The sequence below is a fragment of the Flavobacterium sp. SLB02 genome (assembly GCF_009664855.1).
Lineage (GTDB): Bacteria > Bacteroidota > Bacteroidia > Flavobacteriales > Flavobacteriaceae > Flavobacterium.
Genome location: NZ_CP045928.1, coordinates 4992050 through 5004202 on the forward strand (window position 1 = coordinate 4992050; position 12153 = coordinate 5004202).

The 12153-nt window shown below is 34.2% G+C and carries 9 protein-coding genes; 7 read left to right on the forward strand and 2 right to left on the reverse strand.

Going from position 1 to position 12153, the window contains the following annotated elements; translation table 11 throughout:
• Positions 1-89: 89 nt before the first annotated feature.
• From GIY83_RS18695 to GIY83_RS18725, 7 genes are all read left to right on the forward strand, one after another.
• A complete protein-coding gene (locus GIY83_RS18695; RefSeq protein ID WP_194615189.1) occupies positions 90-2864 on the forward strand; it encodes a 2-oxoglutarate dehydrogenase E1 component in 2775 nt (924 codons plus the stop codon).
• Positions 2865-2946: 82 nt separating this feature from the next.
• A complete protein-coding gene (odhB, locus tag GIY83_RS18700) occupies positions 2947-4191 on the forward strand; it encodes a 2-oxoglutarate dehydrogenase complex dihydrolipoyllysine-residue succinyltransferase (RefSeq protein ID WP_194615188.1) in 1245 nt (414 codons plus the stop codon).
• A gap of 215 nt (positions 4192-4406) precedes the next feature.
• Complete coding sequence (locus GIY83_RS18705; RefSeq protein ID WP_194615187.1) at positions 4407-6884, forward strand: TonB-dependent receptor; 2478 nt, start codon at positions 4407-4409, stop codon at positions 6882-6884.
• Between the two features lie 63 nt (positions 6885-6947).
• The gene (locus tag GIY83_RS18710; protein ID WP_208682845.1) at positions 6948-7280 is read left to right on the forward strand and encodes a hypothetical protein; all 333 of its coding nucleotides are present in this window, start codon (positions 6948-6950) and stop codon (positions 7278-7280) included.
• 18 nt (positions 7281-7298) lie between these two features.
• Positions 7299-7601 (forward strand): hypothetical protein, encoded by a 303-nt coding sequence (locus tag GIY83_RS18715; RefSeq protein ID WP_208682847.1) that lies wholly within the window; start codon positions 7299-7301, stop codon positions 7599-7601.
• Between the two features lie 3 nt (positions 7602-7604).
• Complete coding sequence (locus GIY83_RS18720; RefSeq protein WP_208682849.1) at positions 7605-9155, forward strand: PepSY domain-containing protein; 1551 nt, start codon at positions 7605-7607, stop codon at positions 9153-9155.
• Between the two features lie 63 nt (positions 9156-9218).
• Positions 9219-10334 carry a PepSY domain-containing protein gene (locus tag GIY83_RS18725; protein ID WP_194615183.1) on the forward strand — a complete coding sequence of 372 codons (1116 nt, stop codon included), beginning with the start codon at positions 9219-9221 and terminating at the stop codon, positions 10332-10334.
• A gap of 161 nt (positions 10335-10495) precedes the next feature.
• Here the strand turns inward: GIY83_RS18725 and GIY83_RS18730 are convergent, their stop codons facing one another.
• Together GIY83_RS18730 and GIY83_RS18735 are read right to left on the reverse strand one after the other, a co-directional pair.
• The gene (locus GIY83_RS18730) at positions 10496-10843 is read right to left on the reverse strand and encodes a toxin-antitoxin system YwqK family antitoxin (RefSeq protein WP_194615182.1); all 348 of its coding nucleotides are present in this window, start codon (positions 10841-10843) and stop codon (positions 10496-10498) included.
• A 210-nt stretch (positions 10844-11053) separates the two neighbouring features.
• Positions 11054-12049, reverse strand: coding sequence for a TlpA disulfide reductase family protein (locus GIY83_RS18735; RefSeq protein ID WP_194615181.1), 996 nt, complete (start codon positions 12047-12049; stop codon positions 11054-11056).
• Positions 12050-12153: the final 104 nt, after the last annotated feature.

The following is a 12153-nucleotide window of genomic DNA, read 5'->3' on the forward strand; positions in this document are numbered from 1 at the left end:
ACGTAAAAGTACGTAAAAAAAAGATTTAAATAAATGCGATTGTTGTACTTTTGCCTTTCTATTTAACAAAAAGTATATTCACTAATATTATGGATAGGTTTTCATTTTTAAATGCAGCGCATACAGAGTTTTTCGCACAATTATATGATCAGTATTTAGTAAATCCAGATAGCGTTGAGCCAAGCTGGAGAAGTTTTTTTCAAGGTTTCGACTTTGGACAAACGACTTATAATGACGAAAATCCGGTTCAACGAATCGTTGAGTATGTAACTAGCGACAACACAGATTGTAGTCTTGTTTCTGACAAACTACAAAAAGAATTCAATGTACTAAAGTTAATCGATGCCTACCGTACTCGTGGCCACTTGTTTACAAAAACAAATCCGGTTCGTGATCGCAGAACATCTTCTCCAACATTAGATATTGAAAATTTCGGATTAACAACTGCTGATCTTTCTACAGTTTTTGATGCTGCTCAAACTATTGGAGTGGGACCTTCTACTTTGCAAGACATTATAACACGTCTTAAATCTATTTACTGCCAGCATATTGGTATTGAATATATGTATATCAGAAATCCAGGCGTTGTAAAATGGATTCAGGATAAACTGGCTGTAAATGTTAATCAGCCTAATTTCTCTTCTGAAGAAAAGAAAACTATCTTAAATAAATTAAACCAGGCAGTTTCTTTCGAGAACTTCCTTCACACTAAATACGTAGGTCAAAAACGATTTTCATTAGAAGGTGGAGAATCTATTATTCCCGCTTTAGATGCTTTGATCGAACAGGCTGCTGAAAAAGGTGTTGAACAATTCGTAATGGGAATGGCTCACCGTGGTCGTTTGAACGTTTTGGCTAACATCTTCGGAAAATCTACTCAGGATATCTTTGGTGAGTTTGACGGTAAAGATTACGATCAGGAATATTTTGATGGTGACGTAAAATACCACTTAGGTCTTACTGCCGACAAAAAAACAAGAACAGGAAAAAGTATCAATATCAATTTAGCACCAAACCCATCTCACTTAGAAACGGTTGGAGCTGTAATTGAAGGAATAACAAGAGCAAAACAAGATAAATACTATCCAAATGATTTCTCTAAAGTATTACCAATCGCCGTTCACGGAGATGCTGCAATCGCAGGTCAGGGTATCTTGTACGAAATCATTCAAATGGCTCAGCTTGACGGTTACAAAACCGGAGGAACAATCCATATTGTAATCAACAATCAGGTTGGTTTTACTACTAACTACTTAGACGCTCGTTCTTCTACTTACTGTACAGATGTTGCCAAAGTAACGCTTTCGCCAGTATTACACGTAAATGCTGACGATGCTGAAGCTGTTGTACATGCAGTATCTTTTGCATTAGATTACAGAATGCAATTTGGACGTGACGTATTTATTGACTTATTAGGGTACAGAAAATACGGTCATAACGAAGGTGACGAACCTCGTTTTACTCAACCTGTTTTATATAAAATCATCGCAAAACATAAAAATCCAAGAGATATTTATGCAGAGAAATTATTGTCTGATGGCGTAATTGATGCCTCTTATGTAAATGCTTTAGAAAAAGAATACAAATCTACCATGGAGGAGAACTTAGAAGCTTCCCGTAAAAAAGATTTGACTATTATAACTCCATTCATGAAAAACGAATGGGACGGATTTGTTCAGGTAACAGATACTCAAATGCTTGAAAAAGTAGATACTACTTTTGACAAAAAAGGATTGGATTCTATTATCAATACAATATCTACTTTACCTGAAGACAAAAAGTTTATTAATAAAATAACTAAAATTGTTACGGACAGAAAAGCCGGATACGACAATAATACAATTGACTGGGGAACTGCAGAAGCACTGGCTTACGGTTCACTTTTGACTGAAGGATTTGATATTCGTATTTCTGGTCAGGACGTAGAGCGTGGTACATTCTCTCACCGTCATGCTGTAGTTAAAGTTGAAGATTCTGAAGAAGAAGTAATTCTATTGGATAGTATCGAAAACAAAAAAGGAAAATTTGGCGTATTCAATTCTCTTTTATCTGAATATGGTGTTCTTGGTTTTGATTATGGATATGCATTAGCGAATCCAAAAGCCTTGACTATTTGGGAAGCACAATTTGGTGATTTCTCTAATGGAGCACAAATCATGATTGACCAGTACATTTCATGTGGTGAAGACAAATGGAACAACCAAAATGGTATTGTTTTATTATTGCCACACGGATACGAAGGACAAGGTGCAGAACACTCTTCTGCAAGAATGGAGCGTTATTTACAACTTTGCGCAAGACAAAATATGTATGTTGCAGATTGTACAACTCCTGCCAACTTCTTCCACTTGTTGAGAAGACAAATGAAAACAAATTTCCGTAAACCGTTGATCGTTTTCTCTCCAAAAAGCTTATTGCGTGATCCAAGATGCGTTTCTACAGCAGATGAATTAGCTACAGGAAGTTTCCAGGAAACAATTGATGACAATACAGTAGATAAAAAAGCAGTAAAAACATTGGTTTTTGTTACTGGTAAATTCTACTATGACATCGTTGCTGAAAGAGAAAACAACGGAAGAAATGACGTTGCAGTTGTTCGTATCGAGCAATTATTCCCTTTCCCGGCTGCACAACTTAAAGAAATCATCGCACAATATCCAAATGCAGATGATTATGTTTGGGCTCAGGAAGAACCTAAAAACATGGGAGCTTACAGCTTTATGTTAATGAACTTTGATCTTGTAAAATGGAGATTAGCTTCGTTAAAAGCTTATGCTGCACCAGCATCAGGAAGTTATACACGTGCAAAACGTCGTCATGCAGATGCAATTAGAATGGTATTCGATAAAGATTTATTCAGATAAAAAATTAGTTTAACGTTTAAGGCTTAGAGTTCGACCAAACACTTTAAGCTTTAAACAATACAAACCTTAAACAAAAACAAAGATGATTTTAGAAATGAAAGTCCCATCACCAGGGGAATCAATAAAAGAAGTTGAAATTGCAACTTGGTTAGTAAAAGACGGAGATTATGTAGAAAAAGATCAAGCTATTGCTGAAGTTGATTCAGACAAAGCAACTCTTGAATTACCTGCTGAAATGAGCGGAATTATTACGCTAAAAGCTGAAGAAGGTGATGCAGTTGCTGTAGGAGCTGTAGTTTGTTTAATTGATACAGATGGTGTAAAACCTGCAGGTGATGCTCCGGCTGCACCAGCGGCTGAGGCTCCTAAAGCTGAAGCTCCAAAGGCAGAAGTAAAAGCTGAGGCTCCAAAAGCAGCACCAGCACAAGCTCCGGCAGCTACAAGTTATGCAGCAGGAACTCCTTCTCCGGCAGCAAGAAAAATATTAGACGAAAAAAACATAGCACCGGCAACTATTTCAGGAACTGGTAAGGACGGAAGAATCACTAAAGAAGATGCTGTAAACGCAGTACCTTCTATGGGAACTCCAACTGGAGGAAACCGTGGATCTGAGCGTACAAAATTATCAATGTTGCGTCGTAAAGTAGCTGAAAGATTAGTAGCTGCTAAAAACGAAACAGCAATGTTAACTACTTTTAATGAAGTTAACATGACGCCAATCAACTTGATTCGTAACGAATACAAAGATGCTTTCAAAGCAAAACATGGCGGTCTTGGATTAGGATACATGTCTTTCTTTACAAAAGCAGTTACAAGAGCATTAGAATTATATCCTGATGTTAACTCAATGATGGATGGTGACTATAAAATCGCTTACGATTTTGCTGATATCTCTATCGCAGTTTCAGGACCAAAAGGTTTAATGGTCCCTGTAGTTCGTAATGCTGAAAACTTAACTTTCCGTGGTGTTGAAGCTGAAATCAAAAGATTAGCATTGAGAGCCCGTGATGGTCAAATTACTGTTGACGATATGACTGGTGGAACTTTTACCATTACTAATGGAGGAGTTTTTGGAAGTATGTTAAGTACTCCTATCATCAACCCTCCTCAATCAGGAATTTTAGGAATGCACAATATTATTGAGCGTCCGATTGCTGTAAACGGTAAAGTTGAAATTCACCCAATGATGTACGTTGCACTTTCTTATGACCACAGAATTATCGACGGACGTGAGTCAGTTGGTTTCTTGGTTGCTGTAAAAGAAGCTTTAGAAAATCCAGTAGAATTATTGATGAATGGCGATGCTAAACGTGCTTTAGAATTGTAATTGTAAGTAATTTTCACAATAACCAAAAACCTGTTCACTGGCGTGAACAGGTTTTTTTATGCAAAACTTGCTTAAGATTTGCTTAAGATGTTAATTTTTTAAATAAACGTAAATTTTAACCTTTAAAAAATATTTTATTTAGAATAAATAAGAATAGCTTGTACAGTTGCTAATCAACAACTAAATTTGCGCTATTAAAATCAATTCTAAATAAAATGAAATATAAATTTACAATTTCTTTTTTGAGCTTTTGTTTTTTTCTATTAGCAGCTACAAGTATCTCTGCACAGGAAAAAGCATCTATTAAGGGCCAAATTAGTTTAAATAGTGACGAATCTCCTGAGAACATCTCTGTTGTATTAAAAGGTACAAAATCAGGAACAACTACAGATGATGCCGGTAATTATATTTTAAAAAACATTAAGCCTGGAACTTATACTTTAAAAGTCTCTTCAATAGGCTACATTACGCAGGAAAAAACAATTGTAGTAAAAGAAGGTGATAACCTGACTCAAAATTTTTCTATTTCTACAAACTCAGAAGACTTAACAGAAGTAGTGGTTAATAGTGGCAAGAAAAATCATTTCGCCCGTAAAGACAATCGACAAATTTCCAGATTACCTCTTAAAAACCTTGAAAATCCACAAGTATATACTACCATTACAGGAGAATTATTAAAAGAGCAAGTGGTTACCAATTTTGATGATGCGTTAAAAAATGCATCTGGTATAACTCCACTTTGGGCAGCAACAGGACGTGCCGGAGACGGAGCGGCTTATTACTCTTTAAGAGGATTCCCAGTACAGCCAACAATGGTGAATGGTTTGCCAGGTTTAACAAACGGAAGTTTAGATCCGGCAAATATTGATAGAATTGAAATTATCAGAGGTCCATCAGGAACTTTGTTTGGAAGTAGTTTAATCTCTTACGGAGGTTTGATTAATACCACTACAAAAAGACCTTATAAAACATTTGGAGGAGAAGTAAATTACACTACAGGAAGCTATGGTTTACACCGCGCAGTTGTAGATTTAAATACACCTCTTAATGATACAAAAACTTTAAATTTCAGAGTAAATTCAGCATACAATAAACAAGAAAGTTTTCAGGACGCCGGTTTCAAAGAATCTTTTTTTATAGCACCTTCATTATCTTATGATGTAAATGATAAATTATCATTTTTAATGAATACTGAATTTATGAGCAGCGAGGCTACAAACCCAACGATGCTATTTTTAGACAGAGGAACACCATTACGAGTGCATAATATTAAGGAGTTAAATTACGATAACAAACGTTCTTACACAAGTAACGAACTAACAATGAAAACTCCTTCATACAACATTCAGGCTCAGATGAACTATAAATTTTCTGACCAATGGAGTTCTCAAACTGTGTTCTCTACCAGTTCAGCAAAATCGCAAGGAAACTATACTTACTTATACGAAGGCACAAGCAATCCTCTTTTCAAATCACTAAAAGACGGAATTGTATTAGGCAGACAATTTACAGATCAGGACAATCAAAATATAACAACAGATATTCAGCAAAACTTTAATGGTGATTTCAAAATTGGAAATTTCAGAAACAGAATTGTTATAGGTTTTGATTATTTCAAAAGAACCGCCTCTGATCGTAGTTCCGGATACGTTTCAAATGGTCTTATATATATTGGCAATGACTTACAAACTTTTAACAACATCATTGGGAAACAAACAAATGGAGATTCCGGAGATTTAACAAAAGCAGGTTCAGATGCTCTTATTGCAAATAGTCCAAGAAACAACAATAATACAAAACAAGAAGTTTACAGCGCTTACGTTTCTGACGTAATCAACTTTACACCTGCATTCTCTGCGATGTTAAGCTTACGTGCTGACCGTTTTATGAACGCCAAAAACGACGGATACAATCAAACTGCTTTTTCTCCAAAATTCGGACTAGTGTATCAGCCAATTTTAGACAAAGTTTCCATTTTTGCTAATTACATGAATGGATTCGTAAACGTTGCTCCGGGACAAAATCGTGTTTCGAATGTAACTACACCAGTTATATTTAATCCAGAACGCGCAAATCAGTTTGAAGTTGGAACTAAATTAAACCTGTTCAAAGACAAACTATATGCTACTTTTAGCTATTACGATATTCAGGTTTCTGATCAGGTCTATGTAGTAGAAACTCCTTATATCGATCCTGCAGATCCAACAGCTGAACTACCAAACGATCAGGCTTCTTATCAAGATGGTGCTCAAAGAAATAAAGGTTTTGAAGCAGAATTTATTGCAAATCCAATTAATGGTTTAAATATTATTTTAGGATATAGCTATAATGATGCCGTTTTAACAAAAGGAGATCCTGATTTTGTGGGTCACAGATCTGAAAATGCAGGACCAAGAAACCTGGCAAACCTTTGGGCTAGTTATAAATTTACAAACGGTTTACTTAGAGGTTTTGGTTTAGGTTTTGGCGGAAATTATGTTGGCGACAATATGATCATGAACAGAAATGTCGCAGGAACATTTACAATACCCGCCTACACAGCTTTAAATTCATCTCTATTTTACAATGTTGAAAAATTCACAATCACACTTAAATTAAACAACATTACAAACGAAGAAATCTATGATGGATGGTCAACGATACATCCAAAAGATGCCAGAGCTTTGATTGCAAGTTTCTCTTACCGATTCTAAAAAATAAATAACAAAAACACCTTTCTATAAGATAGAAAGGTGTTTTTTAAATTCTATGAAATTATGATAACAATAGCAAGTCTCATCGTTTTTTTAGCTTTTTACACTCTTTACTATACTTCGAAAAGAGCTACTTTATCTTATGATTTAGGTTTTGAGAAATGGATGAAAAGTAATCCTAAGCCAACCAAATATATGGGTTTAGGACTTCTTTTATTAGCGTACTGTCTTTGGTTGTTTACACAATCACTTTGCTGTGGAACTTTAATGTTTTTTATTCAGCTAATGACAATTGGAAGTTTGATTATCATTTTGGCTCCCTTAAAAAAAATTAGCCGATTCGCTATTATTGCTCTCTTTGTAATTGTTGCTTTACTAGAATTTTATTACAACTAACTTATTTCTAACCAAAATATGCCAGCAAACCCAAAATATCTAACCCAATCTAAATGGCAACGATTTGCCAAAATTACAGCGGCTATAATTGGCGGCTATTTTGTTTCAGTCAGTTTTCATTTGGCTTTAGCATCCTGGTTCAACCGTGCTAATATTCTTATGACAATGGCTTTTAGCGGATTCATTCTTTGGGTAGCGCTTATGATAATTGCTTTCCTAGCAAAAAGCGGATTGAAAATTTGGGGTATTTACATACTCCTTACTCTGGTTTTTTCTCTCCTTATTTATCTTGGTCAAACTTACAATCCGATAGCAAAATAACTTATGAATAACCGTAATTATAATATCTATTTTCATACCCATACTGTTAGCGGAATTGTTATCAGTGTAGTACTCTTTGTGATTTTTTTCGCAGGGTCTTTTTCTTTTTTCAGAGATGACATCAACAATTGGGAAAGAAACGAATCTACTGCTATTACCAAAGAAATTCAATTAGGCTACAACACAGCCTTAAAAAAATTAGACAAGGAATACGTTCTGCACGGAAGAAACGTAACAATTTCTAAAAACAGTAACGAAAGAAGGGTTGCCGTTTATATGGAAGGCACCAAAGATACTTTGGCTCCAGCCAAACAAAAAGAAGGTTCGTTTTTCTATCTTGACACTAAAACCTTTAAGACTTATACTTACGAACAATCGTATTCATTAGGCGAATTTTTGTATCGATTACATTTCTTAGCCCAAATTCCGTATCCGGTGGGTTATTATCTTTCCGGCTTTATTGCTTTATTTTTCTTGTTTGCAATCTTAACAGGTGTTTTATTGCATTGGAAAAAAATCGTTTCTAACTTCTATATTTTCCGTCCAAAAGAAAAATTAAAAACATTATGGACAGATGCCCATACTGCTTTAGGAATGATTGGCCTGCCTTTTCAGTTTGTTTATGCCGTAACAGGAGCCTTTTTTATGATCAAACTTTTGATTGTTGCGCCTGCTGTAATGACATTATATAAAGGAGATCAGGATAAATTATATAAAGAACTAGAATACAGCGACCCGGAATATAAATTTGATAATAAAAAATTAGCCACACCATTTAATATCGATCAGTTAGTTGCAAAAGCAAAAAGCAACTGGAAGGATTTCGAAATTACCCGTGTTTTTATTCAGAATTATGGTGATGCGAATATGCATGTCGTTGTAGAAGGCGAAATGCCAAGTCACAAAAAATTTACAGGAATAGGAAAAGTGATTTACAGAATTGCTGACGGGAAAGAAATCGCAAAGAAAAACCCTGTTACGCAAAACAACTATCTCGATGTTGTAAAAAATGTTTTGTATAAAATACATTTTGGCGATTACGGAGGTTATCCTTTAAGAATCGTAAGTTTCGTTTTAGGAATTATTACGTGTTTTGTCATCATTTCAGGCGTAATGATTTGGTTAGTTGCCAGACAAAAAAATAATTTACCTGAAAAGAAAAGACGATTCAACGCTGCAGTTGTTCGTATTTATCTGGCCATATGTTTAAGCATGTACCCTATTACTGCACTTGCGTTTATTGCTACAAAAATATTTTATCCCTTAAGTCAGAATAATCTTTTTGCGGTTTATTTTGGTGGATGGCTGGCTCTTACCATCTTTTTTATCCTAAAAAAGAATGATGCTTTTACCAATAAATTCTGTTTAATTTCAGGAAGTTTTTTAGGATTTCTAATTCCAATTACAAACGGAATCGTATCTGGAAACTGGTTTTGGCATTCGTTTATGCACAATCACATTCAGGTTTTCTTTATTGATGTTTTCTGGATTGTTCTGGCTTCGCTAACACTTTATGTAGCCTATCATTTAAAACCGAAAAAAGCAGTTTCTTAAAAATTAGCTTAAATTATTTGCCCTCTATTGATTTAGCGTATACTTTTACGCTTTATTCAAAAAATGGGATTTAAAAAACAAATACGTTTTCTACATAAATGGCTCGGATTAATTTCCGGGCTTATTGTTTTTATTATCAGTATTACCGGTTGTATTTTTTGTTTTCATGACGAAATAAAAGACATTACCCGAAAAGAATGGCGATTGGTAGAATCTCAGGACAAACCTTTTCTAATGCCTTCTATTTTACAGGAAAAGTCAAAAGAAATTCTTCCGGACTATAAACAATCAATGGTTTCTTTTTACGGGAAAAATAGATCTGCGATTGTTTACACATATTCTGATAACCAAAATCGATATCTCTACTTTAATCCCTACACAGGAAAATATTTAAAAACCGAAGATCCTGCAACTGATTTTTTCATCATTATCGAATATATTCATTTGTATTTACTCTTGCCGGATTATATAGGTAAACACATTATTGGTAGCGCAACTATCATTTTTATTTTATTACTGATTTCGGGAATTATCCAGTGGTGGCCAAAACGAAGAAGCGATATCAAACGAAGTTTTACCGTAAAATGGTCGGCAAAATGGCGTCGTGTAAATTATGACTGGCACAACACTTCCGGATTTTATATTGCCATAATCGCTGCTATTATTGCCATTACAGGTTTAACTTTTACTTATGAATGGGTTGGAGATGGCATTTATAAAACCTTCAATTTTGGTGGAGATAAAGCTTTAGAAACAAAAGCGCCTGTAATTGACACTACAAAATTTGCGACTAACAAACTTACTGCTGTCGATAGTGCTTTTGTTGCAACTATGAAACTACAACCTGAAGCCGAAATGATTTTTATAACTTACCCTCTGCAAAAAGGAGACTTAATTAATACCGGAGCGTATCCTCATACTTTACGATACGATCATCAAAGCAATTATTATTTTCATCCGGGTGATGGAAAATTAATCCAAAGTCAGCCTTTCGACAAAAAGAGTTTAGGCCTGCAAGTTGTCGAAATGAATTACGGAATACATACGGGACAAATTTTAGATTTACCGGGAAAAATTATTGCTTTTATTATCAGCTTAATTACCGCAGCTTTGCCTGTAACAGGTTTTGTAATTTGGTACGGACGAAGAAATAAATCCTGTAAAAAAATAAAGGCCTAAAAATTTAACCGCAAAGGACGCAAGTTTTTATCTTATCATTACAAACGCAAAGTTCGCCAAAGCTATAATTTATAAAGCTTTCCGAACTTTGCGCTTATATAAAATCTTATAAATAAAAAAACCGCTAACTAAAGCGGTTTTCTAAATTATTCGAAATAGTATTAATTTCTATTTGCTAATGCATTTTTCTGTAAGTTTTTAACTGAAGTGACTTTGCTGTTTTCGTAAGCAACCTCGCAAAGGTTTTTTTCAGTAAAGAAAATCCATTTTCCAGTTTTCAATCCGTCTGTGTATTCTCCTACGGCAACTTTATTTCCTTTTTCATCATAAGACACCCAAACACCATCTAATTTACCATCTTTAAAAAAGCCTTCTTGTTGTACCTGACCATTTTCATGATAATAAGTAGCTTTTACTTTGTTTCCAACAGCTTCTAATTCTGGTTTTATCTCTTGTGCAACTAAAATTCCAGAGAACAATATTGCAACTAAAATTACACACTTTTTCATATCTTGAGGTTTTAATGTTATCAAATCGTTATCAAATATAATTAATTATTTACATTAAAAAAACTTTTACTTAACAATTTGGTAACATTGGATTAAAGCTTAACATTGGAAATTTACCAAAAACAAAAAAACCAGTGCTGAAGCACTGGCTTTACTGGGTTTTTATAAAAAACACAAATTTACTATAACGTTATAAATTTGGTAAATAAATTACTTCAATAATGAGTCTAATTGCGTTTGAAGCTCTGGAGACGAAGGTCTTGCAGCATCTGCGCTTAAAACATTTCCTTTAGGATCAACGATAATAAATCTCGGAATTCCCGTTACACCATAACTTGTCACAAATTCAGATTCCCAATCTTTATCAGCAAATAATTGAATACCGCCTAAGTTTTTATCCCTTACAAATTTTTTCCATTTTTCATTGTCCTTTACCTTATCAATTGAAATACTCACGAACTCAATGTTTTTTCCGTGATATTTTTCTTCAATTTTTTGCAAGTAAGGTATCTCAGCTCTACAAGGCGCACACCATGTAGCCCAAAGATCAATGTAAACATATTTACCTTTTAGATCAGAAAGTTTTGTTTTTCCACCTTTGTAATTATCATAATCAAATTCAGGAGATGGTTTTCCGTTCAACTTATTTGCCTTAGAAGCTCTTTCATATTCCTGCGCTGCATATTGGTTAAAACTTTCAAAACTACCTTTTAAAGCGGTTTTAAATTCAGGATCAAAATTACCTTTTTCAACATTTTCAATATCTGTTTTTTTCTTTGCTTCTAAAAGCGAGGTAAATTCTGCAGGTTCTTTAGCGAAAGCTTCTTTTTGAAATTGCTCGTCTTTTAAAGCTTGCTGAGCCATAAAATTACTCTCGTCTACACCTTTACCTTTATAGACAATTGTTTCATCAAACTCTTTAGCATTCATCGTTAAATTGATCTCTGAGTTTGGCTTTAAATACAAATTAGAAGACTCTGTACCATCAGAAAACATATAAAACCCTTTTGGAGCATCAAAATTGGCTGCAAAAACCTCTTTTTTATTAATTGGGATTACTTGTTTAAAATTATCCCTGCCTCTAATCACTAAAGTATCGCTATTTCTATTGGTAATTTTAGCCGTAAATTTAATTTGATTTTTGGTTTGACCTATAACATTCAAAGCGCTAAAAATCAACAGACCAGTAACAAAAAGTTTGTTCATATAAATTAAAGTTTGTTTTTAGTGATTCAAATCTAAAGAAATTACAGCTCCCAAATTTAAGAATTAACAAAATATTTCAAATTATTGAGCATCTAGTGATCACT

What these genes read in the sequence shown, in the direction of transcription:
- GIY83_RS18705 (WP_194615187.1), top strand. Translation starts at nt 4,407, where the DNA reads ATGAAATATAAATTTACAATTTCTTTTTTGAGCTTTTGTTTTTTTCTA.
- GIY83_RS18710 (WP_208682845.1), top strand. Translation starts at nt 6,948, where the DNA reads ATGATAACAATAGCAAGTCTCATCGTTTTTTTAGCTTTTTACACTCTT.
- GIY83_RS18720 (WP_208682849.1), top strand. Translation starts at nt 7,605, where the DNA reads ATGAATAACCGTAATTATAATATCTATTTTCATACCCATACTGTTAGC.
- GIY83_RS18730 (WP_194615182.1), bottom strand. Translation starts at nt 10,843, where the DNA reads ATGAAAAAGTGTGTAATTTTAGTTGCAATATTGTTCTCTGGAATTTTA.
- GIY83_RS18725 (WP_194615183.1), top strand. Translation starts at nt 9,219, where the DNA reads ATGGGATTTAAAAAACAAATACGTTTTCTACATAAATGGCTCGGATTA.
- odhB (WP_194615188.1), top strand. Translation starts at nt 2,947, where the DNA reads ATGATTTTAGAAATGAAAGTCCCATCACCAGGGGAATCAATAAAAGAA.
- GIY83_RS18735 (WP_194615181.1), bottom strand. Translation starts at nt 12,049, where the DNA reads ATGAACAAACTTTTTGTTACTGGTCTGTTGATTTTTAGCGCTTTGAAT.
- GIY83_RS18695 (WP_194615189.1), top strand. Translation starts at nt 90, where the DNA reads ATGGATAGGTTTTCATTTTTAAATGCAGCGCATACAGAGTTTTTCGCA.
- GIY83_RS18715 (WP_208682847.1), top strand. Translation starts at nt 7,299, where the DNA reads ATGCCAGCAAACCCAAAATATCTAACCCAATCTAAATGGCAACGATTT.